14 protein-coding genes are annotated in these 22,557 nt (G+C 40.6%); 3 read left to right on the forward strand and 11 right to left on the reverse strand.

The genetic code is table 11. The features are described 5' to 3' along the window. Positions 1-15: 15 nt before the first annotated feature. Positions 16-432, forward strand: coding sequence for an arsenate reductase ArsC (locus J4N25_RS01620; RefSeq protein WP_207420394.1), 417 nt, complete (start codon positions 16-18; stop codon positions 430-432). After that, on the forward strand, positions 432-1,505 hold the full coding sequence (gene arsB / locus J4N25_RS01625; RefSeq protein WP_207420395.1) for an ACR3 family arsenite efflux transporter: 1,074 nt from the start codon (positions 432-434) through the stop codon (positions 1,503-1,505). The genes J4N25_RS01620 and arsB overlap by 1 nt, the downstream gene beginning before the upstream one ends. 498 nt (positions 1,506-2,003) lie before the next feature. Here arsB and rnr read toward each other — a convergent pair whose 3' ends face one another. The 3 genes from rnr to pbpC all read right to left on the reverse strand — a co-directional run bounded on the left by rnr (position 2,004) and on the right by pbpC (position 7,407). Continuing rightward, positions 2,004-4,175, reverse strand: coding sequence for a ribonuclease R (rnr, locus tag J4N25_RS01630; RefSeq protein WP_207420396.1), 2,172 nt, complete (start codon positions 4,173-4,175; stop codon positions 2,004-2,006). 128 nt (positions 4,176-4,303) lie between these two features. Next, positions 4,304-5,014, reverse strand: a complete 711-nt coding sequence (locus J4N25_RS01635) for a 3'-5' exonuclease (RefSeq protein ID WP_207420397.1) — start codon at positions 5,012-5,014, stop codon at positions 4,304-4,306. A gap of 20 nt (positions 5,015-5,034) precedes the next feature. Continuing rightward, entirely contained in the window at positions 5,035-7,407 is a 2,373-nt protein-coding gene (gene pbpC, locus J4N25_RS01640; RefSeq protein ID WP_242695751.1) for a penicillin-binding protein 1C, read from the reverse strand. A gap of 228 nt (positions 7,408-7,635) precedes the next feature. On the opposite strand from pbpC, the gene J4N25_RS01645 reads away from it, so the two are divergent. Then, positions 7,636-8,214, forward strand: a complete 579-nt coding sequence (locus tag J4N25_RS01645) for a hypothetical protein (protein WP_207420399.1) — start codon at positions 7,636-7,638, stop codon at positions 8,212-8,214. 92 nt (positions 8,215-8,306) lie between these two features. Here J4N25_RS01645 and J4N25_RS01650 read toward each other — a convergent pair whose 3' ends face one another. From J4N25_RS01650 to J4N25_RS01685, 8 genes are all read right to left on the reverse strand, one after another. Continuing rightward, complete coding sequence (locus tag J4N25_RS01650; RefSeq protein ID WP_439648745.1) at positions 8,307-12,455, reverse strand: alpha-2-macroglobulin family protein; 4,149 nt, start codon at positions 12,453-12,455, stop codon at positions 8,307-8,309. A 1,542-nt stretch (positions 12,456-13,997) separates the two neighbouring features. Further along, positions 13,998-14,402, reverse strand: a complete 405-nt coding sequence (locus J4N25_RS01655) for a hypothetical protein (protein WP_207420401.1) — start codon at positions 14,400-14,402, stop codon at positions 13,998-14,000. 62 nt (positions 14,403-14,464) lie between these two features. Next, on the reverse strand, positions 14,465-16,816 hold the full coding sequence (gene topA / locus J4N25_RS01660; RefSeq protein ID WP_207420402.1) for a type I DNA topoisomerase: 2,352 nt from the start codon (positions 16,814-16,816) through the stop codon (positions 14,465-14,467). Positions 16,817-16,923: 107 nt separating this feature from the next. Continuing rightward, complete coding sequence (locus J4N25_RS01665; protein ID WP_207420403.1) at positions 16,924-17,598, reverse strand: hypothetical protein; 675 nt, start codon at positions 17,596-17,598, stop codon at positions 16,924-16,926. 38 nt (positions 17,599-17,636) lie between these two features. Further along, positions 17,637-18,725, reverse strand: a complete 1,089-nt coding sequence (gene mnmA, locus J4N25_RS01670; protein WP_207420404.1) for a tRNA 2-thiouridine(34) synthase MnmA — start codon at positions 18,723-18,725, stop codon at positions 17,637-17,639. A gap of 159 nt (positions 18,726-18,884) precedes the next feature. Then, positions 18,885-20,936, reverse strand: a complete 2,052-nt coding sequence (locus J4N25_RS01675) for a dipeptidyl-peptidase 3 family protein (protein WP_207420405.1) — start codon at positions 20,934-20,936, stop codon at positions 18,885-18,887. 95 nt (positions 20,937-21,031) lie between these two features. Further along, a complete protein-coding gene (locus J4N25_RS01680) occupies positions 21,032-21,682 on the reverse strand; it encodes an HAD family hydrolase (RefSeq protein WP_207420406.1) in 651 nt (216 codons plus the stop codon). Positions 21,683-22,018: 336 nt separating this feature from the next. After that, the gene (locus J4N25_RS01685; protein WP_207420407.1) at positions 22,019-22,495 is read right to left on the reverse strand and encodes a universal stress protein; all 477 of its coding nucleotides are present in this window, start codon (positions 22,493-22,495) and stop codon (positions 22,019-22,021) included. Positions 22,496-22,557: the final 62 nt, after the last annotated feature.

The raw sequence follows: 22,557 nt of genomic DNA on the forward strand, positions 1-22,557 counted from the left end.
AAGACCAAATTAAAAATGAAGAATATACTAGTATTATGTACGGGCAACAGTTGCCGCAGTCAAATTGCCGATGGATATCTACAACATTTTGCGGGAGAAAAGGCAAAAATATACAGTGCGGGTGTAGAAACCCACGGAGTAAATCCAAGGGCAATTAAAATTATGGCAGAGGATAATATTGACATTTCTGGTAACACCTCTAATAACGTTGACGAGTATTTTAATATTCCCTTCGATTATATAATTACCGTTTGTGACAATGCCAAAGAACGTTGCCCTTATTTCCCAAGCAATGCGCAGAAATTCCATTATAACTTTCCTGATCCCGCGAAGGCGATTGGAACCGAAGAGGAAATTCTGGAAGAGTTTAGAAGGGTTAGAGACATGATTAAGGTTTATTCACAAGACTTTGTAAGTCAACACTTAAATTAATGAGTGCAACTAATTGTACCCCAGCGGCAGAACGGAAGCGGTTAAGTTTCCTAGACCGCTTCCTTACTTTATGGATCTTCCTGGCAATGGCAATAGGGGTTGTGGTTGGTTACGCCTTTCCATCTTCAGCTAACTTCATCAATTCTTTTTCTTCTGGAACTACGAATATCCCCCTGGCAATTGGCCTGATCCTGATGATGTATCCGCCTCTCGCTAAAGTTAAATACGAGAATATGGGCGAAGTATTTAAGGACACTAAAGTACTGGGAGCATCCTTGTTTTTGAATTGGATAGTTGGCCCCGTTATTATGTTTTTTCTGGCTATTTTATTTCTTGCAGACTATCCGGAGTATATGGTCGGATTAATATTAATTGGCTTGGCCAGGTGTATCGCAATGGTAGTGGTCTGGAATGAGCTGGCGGAAGGAAACCGGGAATACGGCGCTGGTTTGATTGCCCTTAACAGTATTTTTCAGGTGCTGTTATATAGTGTGTATGCCTACATTTTTATCACTGTATTACCACCATTCTTTGGTTTAAAGTCGCTACAGATTGATATCACTATTGCTCAGATTGCTGAAAGCGTCGGGATTTATCTGGGAATACCTTTTGCATTGGGAATTATCAGTCGTTATTCTCTGATCAGAATGAAAGGGGAAGAGTGGTTTCAGAGAAAGTACGTTCCCTTAATTTCTCCTATCACCCTTATAGCGCTCTTATTTACGATTGTTATCATGTTTAGTTTAAAAGGAGAACTGATCGTACAAATCCCTATGGACGTAATAAGGATAGCCATTCCCTTGGTGGTTTACTTTGTACTGATGTTCGTTGCCAGTTTCTTTATAGGTAAGCACTTCGGGGCAGACTATTCCAGAAGTACTTCGATTGCATTTACTGCTACGGGAAATAACTTTGAACTGGCAATTGCTGTGGCTATTGGAGTTTTTGGAATCAACTCAGGCCAGGCCTTTGCCGGAGTAATTGGACCATTAGTGGAAGTACCCGCACTGATAGCTTTGGTAAATGTTGCGTTCTATTTCAGAGAAAAATATTTTAGAGATGATAAAATGTAGTAAAATAACTGCAATGAGCATACTTGTGAAACCGAATAGGAGTAGTTCGTGGGCTCGGAATTATCAGTTAGAACATCGGGTAGTGGAAAAGCCGATAGTGGTAGGACCAAGGATTGAATTGCCAGCTTGCTTAAGAAAGGCTAGGGTTGATGCAAAAAGTACTACCAGAACCTTCCACAGGTAACAAAAACTCAAAAAACATTTAAAGTAATAACAAATGATATGATTATTAAAAAAACTCTATATTTGCTGAACAAATAATTGTGATAAGGTTTAGGTTAAGTCTGCTGTCCCATACAGCAGGCTATTTTTTTTTGAAAGTTCATTTAATTTCTGATCGCTAAAAGCTGGGCTACCTTCATTCCTTAATTTAGACGTCGTCTCATTAAAGTTTCTATAGCATTAAAGTTTCTATAGCATCCAAGTAGGAGGAAAGGGCCTAAAAGGAAAAAGGCCCTGCTATCTTAGCATGACCCTCTAAATTTTAGCTTTTAAATACTAGGCGTCCTCCGATTTAAAATCCCATTCGTTTTTAAGTTTGTCCTGGATTAGCGTGAAGTCAATCTGTCTTTTAGCCAGATCTACCTTTTTAACCAGGATCTTTACCTCGTCGCCTAATTGGTATTTCTTCTTTTTACGCTGGCCAATGATACAATAATTCTTCTCGTCCAGTACATAAAAGTCATCTGAAATGTCCCGGAGTCGAATCATTCCCTCGCACTTATTTTCGATGATCTCTACATACATACCCCATTCGGTTACTCCCGAAATAATTCCATTGTACTCTCGTCCGATATTCTCTTCCAGGTATTCGGCCTGCTTGTACTTCACCGATGCCCTTTCAGCATCGGCAGCTTTCTTCTCCATTTGGGAAGCATGAAGGCAGAGCTTTTCGTAGTGCTCAGCATTCACGTTTTGTCCTCCCGCCAAATAATGTTCTAAAAGTCGATGAGACATTACATCCGGATAACGCCTTATAGGAGAAGTAAAGTGGGTATAGAAATCAAAGGCCAGACCGTAGTGACTTGACTTTTTAGTTGTATAAATGGCTTTAGCCATGGAACGGATAGCAAGCGATGTAAGAACATTCTGTTCCTTCTTTCCTTCCACATCTTCCATCAAGTGGTTCAGCGAACGTGCAATCTCTTTATCTGATTTTGTGTTGATCTTGTAGCCGAACTTAGAAGCAAAAGCTGCAAAACTAAGAAGGGTTTGTTCATTTGGAGCGTCGTGAGAACGATAAACATAGGTTAATTTATTTTTACCTTTTCCTTTTTTCGCAATGAACTCTGCCACTTTTCTGTTGGCCAGCAGCATAAAGTCTTCGATTAGCTTATGCGCGTCTTTGCGCTCTTTAACGTAAACTCCAACAGGCTTGCCATTTTCATCAAGTTTAAACTTAACTTCAGAAGTTTCAAAACTAATGGCGCCATGTTTAAACTTCCTGTCTCTTAGCTTATAAGCCAGGTCATTCAAGATCAGAATTTCTTCTGAATACTCCTTTGAGTTACCTTCAATCACTTCCTGCGCTTCTTCATAACTGAAACGCCTGTCAGAATGAATAATCGTCTTTCCAAACCACTCTGAAATGATATTAGCATCTTTATCCAGCTCAAAGACAGCAGAGAAACAAAGCTTATCTTCCTTGGGTCGTAAAGAACAAACCCCATTTGAAAGCCTTTCAGGAAGCATTGGAATCACTCTGTCCACCAGGTAAACAGATGTACCACGTTCGAATGCTTCCTTATCCAATGGAGAATCAGGTAATACATAATGCGACACATCCGCAATATGCACTCCGATCTCGTAGTTTCCGTTATCCAAATATTGGAAGGAAATAGCATCATCAAAATCCTTAGCATCAACCGGATCGATTGTAAAGGTTAATATCTCACGGAAGTCTTTCCGTTTAGCAATCTCTTCAGCCGTAATTTCATCCGGGATTTGATTTGCTTCATCTTCCACTTCATCAGGGAACTGAAGCGGGAAACCGTATTCAGCAAGAATTGCATTCATCTCGGTATTATTCTCACCTTGAACTCCGAGAATGCGGGTAATGGTGCCAATAGGATTTTTTGCTTCTTCGGGCCAATCTGTGATTTTTGCTATAGCTTTTTCACCATGCTTTGCGCCATTAAGCTCCTCAAGAGGAATAAAGATATCCCTTAGCATTTTCTTATCGTCAGGGATAAAGAAAGCGAAGTTCTCTGATACTTTAACTATCCCTGTGAACTCCATCTTTGCCCGTTCCAGAATCTCAACAACTTCACCCTCTTTACGCTTTCCGTTGCTCTTTGCAAAAACGTAGATCTTTACACGGTCTCCATTTAATGCCGTCTTTACTTTACGAGGGGCTATGTAAATGTCGTTTTCGAATTCATCTTCAGGCACGATAAAGGCCGATCCATCGCTTGTCATGGAAACAATTCCGGTAAGGAAAGTCTTCAACTCCTTCAGTTGGTATTTACCAAGCTCTACTTCCTTAAATAAGCCGTGTTTGCTCTCGTCTTTCAAAACATCTTTAATGATTTCCCGGGACTCGGAGTCATTAAGGTTTAACTTTGATGCTACTTGTTTGTAGTTTAAAGGCTTATTGCCGTTTTTCTCAAATATAGAGCTTATAAGCTGAGAAAAAACTTGTATAATATGTGCTGTTTTCTTTTTTGCCATTGTATCGAATTGGGGCCGTGCCTACTTTTATAATATTTATGCGTGAATTGCTTCACCTTTTGGAATAACAAGATTCGAATAAAATCGTTCTTTTTTCCGTCTTGATAATTGATTTGCAACCTTAAACTTCAAACTATCACTATATTATTATCATTCATTAAGGAAAGGCTTTTAAATCTTAGTAATAGTTGAGCGGTAGTGATCACATCTTTTTGGCAATAGGTTTTAATACGCTCTATGTCTTTTTCCTTCCAGTATACCCAATGGACATCACTGCCATTAATATCGTCTTTAGGGGTTGGTATATTAAAAACTGCAGCTAGAAGATTTAAAGAGGTATAATTCTTATAATCACCAAACTTCCAAAGATCCATAGTATCCAGATGATTAATCTCCCATGGCTTTTTACCACTAATTCTAAGTTGAGACGGAATACAAAGTTGGTTGATCAATGTGCGCCGGCATAAATACGGAAAATCGAACTCTTTGCCATTATGGGCGCATAGGGTAAAATTAGCGGGCTGCTTGTCTAACAGGGAGATAAATTCAGAAAGTAGGTTGCACTCATTGTCCCCAGCAAATGATTTAACGCGTAAACCTACCTGTTCATTGTGTTTAGTAAAAATCCCTACGGAAATACATACGATCTTGCCGAATTCAGCCATGATGCCCGCGCGTGGATAATATTCATCAGGCGTTTCTCCATCTTTGCGCGCTGACCTTGTTTTCAGCTCCCATAATTCTTTAAATACGCTAGGAACTTCCTCAAATGAAGCATATTGTGGCACAGTTTCAATGTCGAGGACCATGACTTGCTGAAGATCTAAGTTTTCGAGCATCCGGCAATATAGTAATTGTTTTAAAGTTCTTCCTTAGCTAGTACCGTAAATGTTTGCTGCAAACGAAGGCCTTCCTCGTCAACCAATGTTATAATGTGTTTCCCTGGTGCCGGCAGCAAAGCCATCTGATGAAGGTCCCGCGTAAGCCCAAGAAAAGTATTATCGAGATGCCAATATACTTTTTTTCCTGATTTACGGTGGGCAACCTGGAAGATCACCTGTTGCTGCTTTCCATCAATTCCCTTGGGGATATATACTCTCGCGTTGTTCTTCGGATAGATCAACTCCATATTTGCTATCTCTGTTGCATTGCAGCCCTCTCTAAATGGTGGTAAGGCTTTGTACGTGTAATTCTTAGTTTTATAATAATACTCCATGACTGGAGGAAGAACAAACCAGGAGCGATGAATCATGTTAGAAGGCGACTCGCACTCCGAATTTACCTGATAATGCCCCGTAAGGTCAAGATGAACGGTTTGGTGGAAGTTACAAACAGGAGCACGCATGGCGGCTGGCGGTAATCGGATAAGTTGAGTATTTGTACATAACGTCGACGCTTTAAACCCACTTTCTTCGCATACCTGAAATGTCTTCATATCATGAGAGGGAGAGGCGAACCAACCATTTTGAGGAGCTGGCAATAATCGGAAAATATCAAAGAGAACGGGGCCTGCTGCGTCAATACCTGTTAAACCGGGCCTGCCTTCTCCATCTGTATTTCCTGCCCATACTGTTACTACATACTTAGGTGTTACCCCCACAGCCCATGCATCCCTGAAGCCAAAGCTCGTTCCCGTTTTCCATGCAATTTGCTGCGATCCTGCGAATTGCTTCCATAAAAGCTCTTCGCCTGGGCGCATTACTTCATTCATAGCCTGGAAGGTATAATAAATTGATGCTGCATTCAACATAGTGCTACTTTCATCTTGCAATGTTTTTTTTAAACCATGGTAGGAGGGTGAACGCCAGTCGGAGCTATTATACTTACCGTTATAATTGTAATGATTTAGCACCCGGGCCATACTTGCATAAATCCCGCAAAGCTCCCACATGGAAACTTCACAGCCACCAAGAATAAGAGATAATCCGTAAAAATCAGGCGGTTGATGTAGCGAGGTTATCCCTAAATTTTTTAAAAAATTGTGAAAACGCTCGTATCTGTACTGCTGTAACATGCGTACTGCAGGAACATTCAAGGAGCGGGCGAGCGCCCTAGATGCCGGTACTGCACCATCATAACCCAAATCATAGTTATTGGGTTGGTAGCCAGCAATCTGGGTAGGAATATCCGGTACCAGACTATTAGGCAGGATCATACCTTCATTGAGCATGGCAGCATACAGAAAGGGTTTCAGTGTACTGCCAGGACTTCTTCGAGCTTGGATAACATCTACATGACTTTCAATTTCAGCTTCCTTAGGTTGATAAATATTTCCAATATAGGCAAGGACTGATCCACTCTCCACATCAATTACTAAGGCTGCACAATTATTTACTTGGTTCGCCATCAACCTTTTATGATGCATATCGAGAATACCGGCCACCTGTCTTTGTAAAGTACTCTTTACAGATGTTCTTATCCGTGTTGTGCTTACTTTGCCTCGTTTATAATCACTTTTTGCCAAATTGATCAGATGAGGACTTAATGCGGGCAGTGCAAAAGGTTTATTTGGTAAGGGCTCAGATTTGGCTAGATTTCCCTCAATCTGGCTTAGAACCTTCTCCGAAACGAGGATATCAATTAATCTGTTCCTTTTGTTCAGGAGTCTGCTTCTGTTCTTTCCTGGGTGAACTAGCGAAGGAGCATTAGGTAATACAGCTAAAGATGCCATTTCTCCCCAGGATAGCTTTGACGGTTCTCTTCCAAAATATCTCCAAGAGGCTGCTTCCAATCCTACTACATTTGACCCAAAAGGAGCATTTGCGGCGTAAAGACTGAGAATTTCATCCTTGCTATACCTAATATTAAGTCTAACCGCTTTTATGGCTTCCAGTAATTTGTTAAAAAAATTTCTCTTATATCTTGTAGCAAGCCTAATTAGCTGCATATCGAGCGTACTTGCACCGCTGACAATTTTTTTTCTTTTAAAATTCTGTTTTAGTGCCCTTGCAATGGAAAGAGGATTGATGCCAATATGTTGATAAAAGCTTTTATCTTCAAAGGCGACGATGCATTTTTGAAACTTCTCTGGCACTTTATAAGATGCAGGAAACCTCCACTGTCCATCAGCAGCAATGGATGCATTAAGTAATTCGCCCTCTGCACTTTCAATAACAAAGGAAGTGGGAGTTTTAAAAAGTGGATCGGGAACAGAAAACCAGAAACTAACAAGGAGCGCAATAAACAGGCCGGCCAGAAAGCTTTTCCTTAATAAGAATTCCTTAAATTTCAAATGCAATTTAAACGACTTGCGAGTAAACATGCCCAAGTGTTGATATGGAAGGACTAAATATAGTATTCCTAAATGAATTAACCTTTAGGTATTCAGCAGATCATGTAACTGAGTTTGAAACTCGACTACGGTCAATTATTATAATGATAAGAATCCGTTTAAAGTTGACGAGGATCATCTTTTAAAAATCACACAACTTTTAATTTGCCCGATGTTAAATCTGGTTAAATGAATATTAAACGTTTATTCAACAAAAAGAGTTTATTGGTAGCCGGTCTTGTATTTTTTGCATTTGCAGGAAAAAGTCAGTCTGAGTTCAAAGTTCACGAATCGGGAGAAAAGGGCATGCACCGGTTTACATTTTCTCTAGCTGAGCTATATTTTAATGAAGGGAAGAGTAATGAGATACATAGTACTTTTGTTCCAGCTTACGCCTTGAATTACGATTACATGTTTAACTCTCGCTGGTCGTTGGGAATGCACAACGACATTCCAATGCACGATATTGAGTTAGAGGAACAAGCTGGAGAAAGCAAAAGCGCTGAAACAGAGAGACCCGTAGCTTCAAAAATTATAGGCACCTACCATACCCACAAACATCTAGGTTTATTATTCGGGTTTGGAGATGAAATTGCTCATCACGAAAACTTCTTCATCACCTCAGCAGGGGCTGAATATGAATTTCACCTGAAAGGTTCATGGCAACTAGGGGCAGAGATAGTATACGATCACAAATTTAATACAGCTGATACCTGGATGGTAGGGATTGGAATTTCCAAAACACTAACAAGGCATCATAAAGGATAAAAAGCGGGCTAAACTAAACCAGTCTCTTATGCGAGAAAGCCCTGTTAACCCCAGGGCTTTCAGAAGGAATAGGCGTCAGCCTATTCCTTTTTTCATTTCAGCTGATTATTAACTACCTGTACCCAACGGCCAGGACTTACAGCCGAAACAGAAGAGTTATACATGGCCTCGCAGTAGGTGGCAGGAAGATAGAATCTGCCTATATACGACGCATTTAATAAAACAAAGAACGTAGCCTCTTTTCCTTCCTGCAAGCTAAAATACGTATTGACCCTATCATCCCGGATATCCTTGTAGTCATAATTAGCTGCTTTAAAACTTTCTTCAGTATTTAATAACCTGGTATTGATGATCTCCCATCCTGAAGGGAACAGTTGAGTTAATGCCAGGTTATCGTAGCGGCCTAGTTTACCTGGATTTGTAATATTGACCTGAGCCATAAAATCGGTGCCCTGAGTAAGCGTGGCGGGATCCAGCAACTGGCCATTCATCGTGAAGTAGTTCACCCTCATAGAAAGAACATCATCATCGTTCTGTGCAAACTGCTCTTGCCCTATAGCAGGCTTACCCTGTTGAATAATACGGATGAAGAGTCGTCCTTTTCCTTTGTTTGAGATGCTCGCTTTGTTGCCAGAGGTAATAACTGTTGGCTGAGACCATACATATGAAGTTTCATTTACGACACCTTTTGTATTATTTATAGAATAGGCAAATTGTAATTTATTTCCAGCAGCATTCGCCCCACAGTACCGGGCAAGGGAGATGAGAGCATAAGCCGTTGATTGGGTGCTATACCACTCTTGCTGAGACAAGCGAAAAGCAATGGTTCTGGCAAGGGAATAGGCTTCCTTATTTCTTCCCATTAGAACCAGGGTTTCTAATATCATGGCCTGATCTCTTATATCGGAGCCGAAGGTGCCAAAGGACTGCCGATAGGGTTTTACTGACATTGTCAAACCTCTTATCAATTGAGTTGCAACTTCTGTGTGACCAGCCAGGCGGTAGGCAGCAGCCAATTGCCATTTTGCTTGCACAGATAAATATTTAAATTCTTTCAAGCGGTTCATTGCTCCCAACTCGGCAGATTTTGAAAGAGCAAGAAGGTAGAGACGGTAAGCCTGAACCAAATCCCCACCATAGAAGTTCAATGTAGACGGCGTCCATGATACGGCTTTGTTTTTCTGGAATTTTTTCCATTGATTCATAAATCCGGAAGGCAAAATATACCCATTCGCTTCAGCTTCAATTAAAAAATGCCCTGCATAATTGGAACACCATTCGTCAGCCTCCTCTGATCCCGGCCAGTAGGCAATTCCGCCGTCTGAGGTTTGGAAGCCATTTAATCTTCCTATTGCAGCCTTAATATTATACTCAGTTTGTGCTTTCTTCTTGTCTGACAACTTCAATAACTTCGATAAGTGCAATTGAGGAAAAGCTTCAGAAGTTACCTGTTCTGCGCAACCATGAGGATATTGGATCAGGTAGCTCAGTCTCTTGTCTAAGTTCATCGGCGCAATGGAAGAGACTTCCAAGGTTGCCTTATTAGTGCCAGCTGTACCAAAAGGAGCAAAAGGGATACTTATCGAACTGCCAGGCTCCAGTGTTTTCTCAATTACCCTTGTGATTACAGGATTTGGATTTCGTACATCTATCTCTACATCATAAGATGCGGTTTCTTTTCCGCTTCTGGCTACAACCTTGATCTTTGCTATACCCGCTACGTTCTTTGTTCCGAGATCCATGTACAGAAGCTGATCACCCTGTTTTTGAAAACTTATTACCCTTTTGTTCCCTGTGAGGAAATTGAAAGCCTTCGATTGTACCTCTACCGAAACTTGCTTTACAGCGTTACTCATAGAGAAGACCGAGATTGGTAATTTGAACTGCTCACCAGGAGATAATACCCTTGGAAGTGTAGCAAGCACCATCAAAGGTTTCTTCACCTTTACGGCTTTTTCTGCAAAACCGTAAGCTCCCTTATTACCGGCAATAACCATTACCCTTACTGAGCCAACGTACTGTGGGAGTTTGAACGAATGCGTTTTTGACCCGCCATCAGACTGAAAGGGCCCTAGAAACTTGACTACAGGTTTGAACCGATTTGCTGAAGGGTTCTTACCACCTTTCCCTGACTGCCGGTCTCCTCCAATACTTAGGATGCGTTGAAGTTCGCCTCCATAAGCACCTATCACATAATCGAAAAGATCCCAGGTTTTGACGCCTAAACCTTCGCGGGCGTAAAAACTAGCATGAGGGTTGGGGGTAGGGAAGTTGGTAATATCCAGGAGGCCTTCATCTACAATGGCAATAGTGTAAGTCATGGGCTTACCGGAAGCTTCAGACACGGTAACTGAGGCATTTGACTCAGGTCTTATTTCCTCAGGCATTCTGATTGTAGGTTTAAGGATAGTATTGGGATCCTCAACCTCAATGGGAATTACTCCATACATCCTTATCGGAAGATCGTTTAAAGTTTGGGAATGCGGTTGAAGCAGAGTGACGTTCACAAAGACATTGGGAGTCATTTCTGCTTCAGCTTTGAATCTTACCTGGGTTTGTCCCTTTTTAGCTTCGAACCAAAAGCGCCTGATGACGCGGCTACCGTTCTCTATACTAACCAGTCCTCTGCCTGCATTTCCTGATGGAATGGTGAGTTTAACTTGTTCTCCGGCCTTATATTTTGATTTGTTTGATGTGAAGGATAACATTGAAGCTTCTGTAGGATTGTCGTTCTGCATCCTTTCTGTCCAGTTAGGCCAATCAATATAAACAATCTTACCAGTGGTATGACCTGTTCTGGCATCTCTTACCCTTACAAGGAAGCGACCCCAATCAGGCTGATTAATTCTGAGATTCCAACTTCCCCGGCCATTATTCAACGTTACAGTGCTTGTGGAAACTAATTTATTATACTCATCCTGGGTGAAATTGCTAACGGAGCTCTCATCCTCGTCCCACCACCAGGCCCATTTCATCTTATAAAGCTCGACCTCAACTTCCTGCACACCGGATTGAAGGCGCCCTTTCGTATCGACACTTACAATATCAACGAGATGGTTTTTGTCTGTAGTTAACATTCCGTTGTAACCTGTACCTTCAGGCAATTTAATGCCGACGTAGCTATTATAAACGTTGTAGGGTAAGGTTACCTGGTTGATGCTGAAATTACCACCAGGTTCAAACACTTTAACAAGGAAGCTGGCATCTAACCTTCCCGGAGCCTGCTCTTCAATATTTATGTCTGCATTTAGCAGTGCTACTCCGTTTTCATCAAGTTTTCCGTCAAATACAGACTGCGTCTGAGAGCTGAATGTTCGGATTGGATCATCAAAGATAAATCCTTCAAACGCGCTGAATTGGGTATGTGCTGCTGAAACAAATGCGTCTACTTTTGCACTTAGATTTCGGCCAGCACCGCCAAAGAGCCATTCCGCCTTCAATTGCCCGCTGACGTCTTCACCTTTAGTAAGGGAGTTCTTCTGATCAAAGGAAAGATTGATCTTAAGACGATTCGGCATGATCGTTTCAATTCTTAACCGTTTCTCAAAGAGCGCCCCTCCGGCTTTAACTTTTGCGGTCCAATTTCCGGTGGGAGAGGACGTTTCAGTTGCAGTTTTGAAGGTGTAAAAGCCGTTCACGGACTTATTTTGACTTTGTTTCTTATATAATTGTCCTTGAGGTGTATAGAGCTCCAGTTCGACAGGGTAGCCTGCAGGAAGTTTGTTCTCTTTATCATCCAGAATAAATGTGAGATACAAAGAATCTCCAGGTCGCCAAACGCCGCGTTCACCATAAAGAAACCCTTTCAGACCTTTCTGTACTTGTTCTCCTCCTATATTAAAACGACTAAGGGGAAGGGAGCTGCCATCGTCAAGTTTCAGATAGGCGCGTTCTTCTCCCTTTTTTGCAACAAGCAAATAAGGCTTTCTTTTTAGCTGTATATCTACAAGACCGTCGTTCCCGGATGTAGCCTTGCCGATAATCTGGTGCTGATAATCCATCAACTCGAGCTCAACATCAGCCATTGGCTCAGCAGAAAGAATATTTGTGACAGCTATGGATATCTGGTTATTGCCACCCTGCTTGGCAATCAAGCCGATATTGGAAGCAAGGACATTTCTTGAAGCCCAACGCTCTTTATTGTAATAAGATTTATTGCAGGGGTTGTTCCTTTCATCCCAGTTATATCCATAAGGATAATAATTATCGTACCTACTCCAGAATTCGTCATCCTCATCAATTCCCTGTCCGCTGGCACTATACTCTTCGTCTTCGCCGTATTCTTCGTCCTCAGATTCTTCACCAGACGACTGCTCACTTCCGGCCTTGCAAGTATAAATGCTGTAATCGGGGCGATAACCTATCATAATGCGATATATGGCCCCTGGCTCTGTCCTTACCAGTTTGTCTATATCCAGCATAAATCTTGTTTTCTTATGAAGGTTGACACTTTTATCCTGGTCTAAACGAATAGTGGTTTGCTTAACAGGCCTGGCGACTTGCCTAAGCTGACTCTCGCCATTGAAATCATTATTCTGGAGATATTGAGGAATATTGTTCCCGTAGATCTTAATAATGGTAACATCTACAGCGTTAAGGTTAACTGCTTCAAATGGCATCATTAGTTTTCCCGAATGAGGCAGGATAACACCTTTCCCCGGGATACTTACAGAAGGTTCAACATTCTGAAAGACAATGTTCCCTGAGAACGATCTCGGCAGCTTTCTTCCCTGGAAATTCTCAATACCTTCGTTAACAAAAACCGTATAATTCCCGTCGAGTTTTTCTACAGGGTATAACTTAACCTCACTGCCATTGATTGTATAAGCTGGCATGGACATATTGCTCAATCCCAATAAGCCTGTTAGTTCCTGACCAATGCGTATAGGATCTGAAAAGCGTACTGATATATATTGCTCCTTGTCCTGAACAGTTTTTACATCCAGTACCTTAAAATCGTTGTAAGCTGGTACAGTTGCCGATTCTGTTCCTTTTCCCTCAACCTGAATCGCGGCTCCACTATAATTGATGCTTAATTCTTTCTCAGTTTTATAACGTTTTAGGTTGTTAATGGTGAAGGTGTGAAGCTTACTTTCCTGATTATGTTCCCAGGTAATATTAATATCCTTATCGTAACTGACCTCGATGATCTTTTCAACAGCAGTGCTTTCTTCAACATCAGCGGTAGTGATTGTTCCCTTCAACTTCATCTTCTCTGAAGAGTTACTTGAGGAGGAGCGGAGCCCATCTATTTCAATAGCAAAATCAGGCTTGATGGTTTGAAAATCGAAATTGAACTCCCCAACTTTTTCCGAAACTTCCATAATGTTTGAAAGCTTGAATGAAGCAGAATACTCTTTATCCGGTTCTAAAGCTCCCTCTGGTCTGAACTCAATAGTCCGGGAGTCCTTCCAGTAAGCTTTGCCCTTTATCTTCGGTGAGAAATGGAACAATTCTTCTTTTATCTCCTCATTCTGACCATGAAAGGTTTGAAGATCTGAAGCAAGATGAATGGTTATAGGACTTTGCCTTGAGATAATTCCGGTTGTGTAACTGTCCACAAAACCCGTGAATAATTCGTAATTACTTTCGCTAAGCTTTCTTGAATGTTTCTGGCGACTTAGGATAGCTACCGCTGCCAGGATGAACAGGATTAGGATAAGAAAATTCTGCCTGTTTCTGAAAAATGAAGTATTTCCGGGAACCATATGTAAGGTTTATCCACGGAAAGTAATAATTATTTAAGCAATAAATTACAGCTACAAAAAATATTTTTACAAATCTTAGCCGATCATAACTCCTGGTTTATTTACAACCGGAATCCGTATTAAATTTGATTCAACAATGCTTTCGGGGAGAAAGATAAATTTCTTGTCGTAGATGTGGCCATTGATATAAAAGCTAAGCCAATATTCATTAGTTAAACCAAAAACCTGCTCGTCGATAGCCTCTATCTTCGCAAAATCCTGACCTCCTACAGTTCCGATGGAGTGCCGAAGTATGGAGGTTTTGACGTCCTCTCCATTTTTAACCCCATACCCTTTAGAGCTTACCAGGACGGTTTCAATAGGTTCATTTTTAAGATTTACCAGATAGACATTCCACACTTTTGCTTCCGGGGTTTCTCGTTCAAGAACAACTGCGATCGCTACGTCTTCTACTATCTTTACAGGAATGTCTTTTTTCATTTTTATATCATTTGAGCCGGGCATTACCGCAAGACAACAGCTCCCGGCTCTATATTTATCAACTACTTCTTCTTAGCAGCAAACTTCTTACCACCTTTCTTAGGCTCTTTTTCTGCTGCTTCTGCTAAGGCCTTAACTTCTTCGAATGTCAGGTCCTTTGGTTCCTTGCCTTTAGGAATTTTGACATTCTGTTTTCCGAATTCAATATAGGGACCCCATCTGCCATTTAATATTTTTACCTCTGGATTTTCCTCAAATACTTTAATCAATTTTTCAGAATCCTTCTTACGTTTATCTTCTATGATTTCTATAGCTTGCTCTTCCGTTACGTCATGAGGATCAAGCCCTTTGGGTAACGAATAAAAAGCACTGTTATGGCGTATGTAGGGCCCAAAGCGACCAATTGCCACCGTCATATCTTTATCTTCGTAAGAACCAACCTTCTTTGGTAGCTTGAATAGTTCAAGAGCTTCTTCTAAGCTGATGGTTTCGATCATCTGACCTGACCTCAGGCTCGCAAACCTTGGTTTCTCTTCTCCCTCGTTCTCTGGAGTGTCTCCAATCTGAACAAAAGGACCGAACCGACCAATACGTACCGACACTCTTTTTCCGGATTCAGGATCAACACCAAGATCACGTTCTCCACGAGCCTTCTCCGCAGTTTGAATAGTTGTTTCTACCTCCTGGTGGAAAGGACTGTAAAAAGACTTAAGCATTTCAGTCCATTCTTTCAGGCCATGAGCAATCTCGTCGAATTGTTTCTCAACAGAGGCGGTGAAATGATAATCTACAATACCTTTAAAATATTGAACTAAAAAATCATTCACAACTGCACCAATATCTGTAGGAAAGAGCTTGCCTTTTTCAGCTCCTGTCGTTTCAGTTTTCACCTCTTTTTTCAATTCCCCACTCACTAGGGTAAGCTGGTTAAACTGTCTCTGTTTACCTTCCCGTTCTTCCTTTACTACGTAGCCGCGGTTTTGAACAGTAGAAATAGTTGGGGCGTATGTTGAAGGACGGCCGATGCCTAACTCTTCTAGTTTTTTCACAAGACTAGCTTCAGTATACCTTGCAGGGGGACGGGAAAAGCGCTCAGTAGCTTTAATTTCCTGTGCAGTTAAAGTTTGTCCTTGTGCAAGAGGTGGAAGGATAGCATTAGCATTATCCTCATCGACACTAGCTTCAGTTTCCTCATCTGTTGATTCCATATAGACCTTAAGGAACCCATCGAATTTCATCACCTCACCGTTTGCGACAAAATTCTCGGTACGACCTGTGATCGTAATCTTCGCCGTTGTTTTTTCAAATTGCGCTTCGCTCATCTGAGAGGCAATAGCGCGTTTCCAGATAAGGTCGTAAAGACGTTTTTCTGAAGCGTCCCCCTCGATGGTATGCTGCTCGAAATAGGTTGGACGAATGGCCTCGTGAGCTTCTTGCGCTCCGGCAGCCTTAGTCTTGAATTTTCTTAATTGATGATACTTACTGCCGTAAGCCGAATTAATTTCGGCAGAAGCAGCGTTTAGCGCCGTATCAGATAAATTCACTGAATCTGTACGCATATAAGTGATATGCCCGTGTTCATAAAGCTTCTGAGCAATAGACATCGTCCTCGATACCGAATAACCTAACTTTCTGCTTGCCTCCTGCTGTAAAGTTGATGTTGTGAAAGGAGGGGCTGGACTTCTCTTTGTCGGTCTTGTTTCGAGACTGGCTATTTGATAAACTGCTTTTTTGCAGTCCTCAAGGAATTTGGTAGCAGCTGCTTCTTCCTCAAAACGTTCAGGTAATTCGGCTCTGAAAAGCTCCTTTTGTTTACCTGTTGAAAATATAGCGGTAACCTTATAGGCTGCGGTTGCTTTAAACTTATTGATTTCCCTTTCTCTTTCTACGATAAGTCTGACTGCAACTGACTGAACTCTTCCAGCTGACAACGAAGGCTTTACCTTCCTCCAAAGAACAGGAGAAAGCTCAAAACCGACCAATCTGTCTAATACACGCCTTGCCTGCTGAGCATTAACAAGATTGTAATTTATTTGACGCGGGTTCTCGATAGCTTTTAAAATAGCCGGTTTGGTTATCTCATGGAAAACAATGCGCTTTGTCTTGTCTTCTTTCAAGCCAAGTGTTTCGAACAAATGCCATGAAATAGCTTCTCCCTCACGGTCCTCATCGGATGCTAGCCAAACAGTCTCTGCTTCCTTTGCCAGTTTCTTAAGTTCACTTACTAGCGATTTCTTATCAGCCGGCACCTCATACTTCTGATTAAAGTTATTGTTCACGTCTATTGCGTCGTCTGTTTTAACCAGATCTCGTATATGGCCATAACTTGACTTTACCAGGAAGTCTTTTCCAAGATATCCCTCTATTGTCTTTGCCTTAGCGGGAGACTCAACTATTAGTAAATTTTTAGCCATTAAGAACCCTCATTTTTTTGCAAATAAAGTCATTAATAGAACTAATGCAAAATTGAATTGCTTTAAAAAAGTTCAGATAGCGGAAAATGGGAGAGTGAACAGCTTGATTATTTGAAAGATAAGATTTGCATAGTATAAATATAGCCGTGAGTGGTTTTCTGTGTATAAAAGTCTTTTTCTATGCTTTTTACCTGTTTTTTAACTAGTCCAACATGCTTTGCATAATGCTCTTCTGCAAAGTGTTCATTCAGTAAGTTACTCTCATCTACTTGAACAACTACTGCCACAGAGTCAAAGGCCAAGGAATTAATAGTGTCTTTTTTATCAACAGATTTATAGAAATAATCCTGCTTCTCAAGATTATTATATGTATTTCCATTCCATATAGAGCTCTTGAACGGAGGAAACACCATTCTCACAAACCTTTGGTTATCAACAAATTCTTCAGCTCGAAGTTCTGTAATATTTCGTGATATTACCTTTTGGAAAGTCCAACCCGACGCCGGGTTTTCCCTTTTATACCGTTCAATATAAACTGTATGAGTCCGTATTCCTGACTCAATTTCCGTTATAAGGGTATCTTTAATCTGAAATGAAAACTTCATCTCTGAATTATCAAACTTATTAAAGGCGACTGAATCAACTTGGTAGGTAATGCTACGTCCAGGCGAGAGGGGAAAGTACTCCTTTTTCAGATCGGGAAGGTCGGCATTTTCGGTTTTAGAACAGCCTATCAGGAACATAGCAAAGCCAAAAAAAGTCAGCTTAAAAGTTATATCCATAATTCTGTTCATACTACTAGATAATTAAAACCGCTTAACTATAAAAGAAACCCACCACCAAGAAGGTCATTTCCCTCATAAAATACAGCTGATTGCCCTGGTGCTATACCAGCTACCTCGTGATGGAAATCTACCTTCATCACGTCGCCTTCCTGAACAATAGAGCTTAAAGTACCGGAATCTTTATAACGAATTTTTGTAACTGCTTCAATAGACTCAGCAATGCTTTCATATTTAATAAGATTCACATCTCTTACTAAAGCTGTGGTTTGCTTAAGTTCATCCTGAGTTCCAAGCATCACCGTATTACTTTCAGGCAAGATCCTCGTAACGAACATTGGCTGTCCTAAGGCAATTCCAAGGCCTTTTCGCTGACCAATTGTATAGTACGGATATCCCTGATGCTCGCCGACTACAGAACCGTTAGATAGTATGAAATTTCCTTTTCCTATCTTCATATCAAGATCAGGAACCTGGTGACGGAGAAAGGAACGATAGTCATTGTCGGGAACAAAGCAGATCTCGTAGCTTTCACTTTTTTTAGCTAATTCCTCCTGTCCCATATCCAATGCCATCTGCCGAATCTCAGCTTTAGTAAAGCTTCCTAATGGAAATTTGGTACGGGCAAGGTTTTTTTGGGAAACGCCCCATAATACATAAGATTGATCTTTATTTTCGTCTTTACCTTTTGAAATCACATAGCGACCGCTGTCTTGTAAACGGATATTTGCGTAGTGACCAGTAGCGATAAATTCGCAATCAAGTTTATCTGCACGCTTTAAAAGGGCTTCCCACTTGATATAAGTATTACACAGCACGCAAGGGTTAGGCGTTCTGCCTGCCAGATACTCGTCAACGAAATTATCAATTACGAAATCACCGAATTCATTACGGATATCAAGGATATAATGAGGAAAGCCATAAGAGACAGCGAGGGATCTGGCGTCGTTTATGGAATCGAGACTACAACATCCAGTTTCTTTAGAAGAGCTCCCGGAAGATGCATAGTCCCATGTCTTCATGGTTAACCCGATAACCTCATACCCCTGCTCATGTAACATTACTGAGGCAACCGAGCTATCTACTCCGCCACTCATCGCAACTAAAATTCTTCCGTGCTTACTCATAATATAAGTGTGCAAAGATAAGTGTTTTAAAAATGTTGCGTGAAAAGAGGAAGTCAGGAACTTGTAAAATCGAAAATAGGATTTAGGTTTAGGGAAAAGTAAAGGAAAATCCGGAGAACTGCCCCTCATAGTGTAGAGGGCCAGTCTCCTGATTAAAAATTAGTTTTCTACAGGTAGAAAAGAATATTTCTTGGCATACTCCATCATCTGATCATAAAATGAAGTTGGGTATACCACCTTAACATCCGTTATTGTATTGTTTTTTACTACAGGAACTAGCTTGGCCTGTACAAAACCTTTGTATGGTTTAGCATCAAGTTTGGCATATCTGGCCAGAACTTCTTTAAGGAGTTCCTGATCTACCTTAACACCGTAGTTTTCTACAAGGTTCTTTCCCCCTTCATAGTCACCTTCAGACTTAATACGCTGAATTTCTCTAAGCAACTGACCGAAGAGTGTTCTAAGCTTACTATAATCATTGATTTTTGTGTAGGTTTTTCCATTCTCCTTTACAAATTCAATAACGTTATCTTTTTTACCCATTTGGTAAGCCCAATTCGCGTTTAGTTGTCTGTTGCGCATATGTGCTTCCTGAAGGTCATCTCCGGGTTTTAATCTTGTAAGCTGAGTGATGAGACCGTTCATAATATAGCTATCATATTCAGCCTTCCCAACATCTAAAGAGGGCATTACGCCAATCTCGATAAGCTTTGGATCCATAACGTAATATAGAGCAACAAGATCCGCACGAGCCTCTTCCAGAGCAGATGAATAGTTACGAAGTGTTTTATCCGGCGTTTCAACTCCCTGATTTATTTGGCCGGAAGCATGGCCGATACATTCGTGCATATCAGTATGAAGATCAGACGACAGAGCTCCGTATTTTTTAATTCTTTCTTTCACTTCGGCCCCATAAGCAAACTCGTCCAGTGTACCACCACCTTTACTGGAAGCTACATTGTAAGAATGTATAATATTACTTAGAGAAACAGATTTAGAACCATGTTCCTTTCTTAGCCAATCGGCGTTGGGAAGGTTTATTCCAATAGGAGTAGAGGGAGCAGCATCTCCACTCTCAACAATAACTGTAATTGCTTTTGCTGTGATACCTGTTACCTTTTTCTTTTTATGCTCAGGCATAAGCGGCGAGTTATCCTCAAACCACTGCGCCTGGTTTGCAATTGCTTTGATCCTTTTTGTAGCTTCAAGGTCTTTTAATGAAACGACACTTTCAAAACTTCCTTTTTTTCCAATGGCGTCATTATATACCTCAATAAACCCGTTCACTACATCTAATCTCGATGCCGTGTCTCTTACCCAAGCAATGTTGTAATCATCAAAATCTTTCAGATCACCAGTTTTATAGTATTTAATAAGTTTTTGCAAGGCATCCTTTTGTTGCGCATTCTCCGCAACAGCAACCGCCTTTTCCAACCAGACAACAATTTTCTCAATCGCAGCACTATACATGCCTCCAACTTTCCAAACTTTCTCAGTTACCTTGCCATTAACTTTCAGGGTTTTTGAGTTAAGTCCCCATGAAGGAGCATTGCCCTTGTTGTCGAACTTGGAGTAGAAATCTTCTACTTCTTTTTGTGTTACGCCTTCATAAAAATTATTCGATGAGGCGACAATATTATCAATATTAGGAGAGAGATCAACCATTTTAGGTTGAAATTTAGGATCAAATATGATAGGTTTAATCCTGCTTAAAAAAGAGTCGATACTTTCGCCTTTCTTTAATGGAAAGTTTTTTAGATCAGAATTTTTTACCAGTCTTGTAAAATAAGAGAAGTCATGCTCAGGCAAAAACTTTTCATTCCCATAATGATGGTAAATTCCGTTACTGAACCATACTCTTCCGGCATATGTCTTAAACTTTTGCCAATCGGCAGTTTTCTTGTCTCCTTTATACGTGCCGTAAATATTCTCAATAGTTTTCCTTACCAGAAGATTGTATTTACCTTTTTGGTCGTAAATAATATCTCTACCTGAGAGGCCTGCCTCGTAAAGATAGTAGGCCAATTTTTTCTGCTGTAAGGATAATGTTTCGAAACCAGGAACTTGATATCGCAAAATTTGGAGGTCAGCAAAAGCCTCAGCATTCACATCGAATGTGGGGTGCTTTCCTGGAGCTTGCCCCAACACCGTAGAGCTATAACCTAAACTGCTAAACAGTAAGGTTGATAGTACCAGAGAGTTTAACTTCATATTAATGATCGTGTATTAAAAATAGCAAAATAAAAAAATTATTAATAAGGTTTAAGGGTTTACGAGTATGAATAAAACGAAACTATATTAAGAGGCTAATAAACCGAAGAAGTCTCCAAACTCATAAAGTGGTCTGTAAAGCTTTTAAAATCATCGAACTTAAGATCGTGTTTCTGTACCTTGCCGAAGCCAAAACTAAAGAATACAAAAGGAATACCGGCTAACTCACTTTCTTGCTGGTCCCCTTCAGTATCACCGATATATACCGGTGCTTTCAAATCGTACTTTTCTATCAGGAGCTTAATATTATGATGTTTTGGCTTGTTATTTACGCCATATGCCATTTCATCAGTTATGTATTCACTTATTTTTGCCCATTCCATAAACAGAAGGATCATACCTTCAGGACAATTGCTAACGATGAAGAGCTTATACTTTTGAGCAAGTTGTTTTATACCATCTACAACACCCTCGTATAAGCTGCCTCCTTTTGTGGAAACCAGGTTAGCACGGTGTTTATTGATCGTTTTATAAATTCTAAGCTGCTCGTCTTTTGAATATTCCGGCAGAATTGCGTCTAGAACTACACTTGAGTCTTTGCCCATTAATGAGCTTAATAATTCTGGGGATACCAGAGTATTAACTCCTTCAGCTTTTAAACCGCTATTCCAGGATTCAACATATAAATCGAGAGCATCCCATAAGGTGCCATCCATATCAAAGATTAAACTATCAGGTTTTAACATAAAGCAAGTATAAACAAAATGCTTTTTAACTTATCGTCGCTTAGGCAATTGTTTCTTCTTCTCCTGAGCAATCTTTGCCGGATTTCATAAAAAAATTAAAATATCTATTTACTCCCCGTACTTTTAAAACATCTCTGGTAATGTCTGCATATTCGTGAAAGTTAAGATAGAATGGGTTAAGGTATTTGGTAATTGCACCTACTGGCACTTTATATAAAAGATTTGGGGAGAACTCTTTTTAAGGTTTTGAGACATCTTCAAAACGTATTTGGACGCCCCAATCCTAAATCCAATACGATTTACCCAGGGTAATTAAGTGTACTATAAAATATAGTATCAAATGCCATACTCTTTATTAGGAATCACTAGAACAGGACATTTTGCCTTTCTAACTACACTCTCAGCCACACTTCCCGAAATGAAATGATCAAAACCGGTTCTTCCGTGCGTTCCCAGAATTATCATATCAGCATTCCATTCTTCAGCAGCACTTAGAATTTCATCTCGAGTATTGCCGATCCTTGGGAAGGTATATATGGGGGCTTTTCCCATTTTCTCGTCAGCAATTCTGTCAAGAAGCCTCTTGCTAGTTTCCTCTTGTACCTTAATTAGTTCGGGCATCATAACGGGTTGTTCGGTTACTAAGGGATCAGCAACATACGGCGTTGCTACTGGAAGCTCATCCACATGCACAAGACCAACTTCCGCACCTAATTTTTGAGCCAGATCAAAACCGTAATCGACTGCTCGGCTAGAATAAAGGCTGTCTTCGACAGCTATCAGTATTTTATGTACATCATTTAAAGTTTTCATAAGCATAAAAACACTAATTGATTTAGTTAAGTTTTTAAAGTTTATAATCTTGCTAATTTTTG

It is taken from the genome of Desertivirga brevis (genome assembly GCF_017355835.1).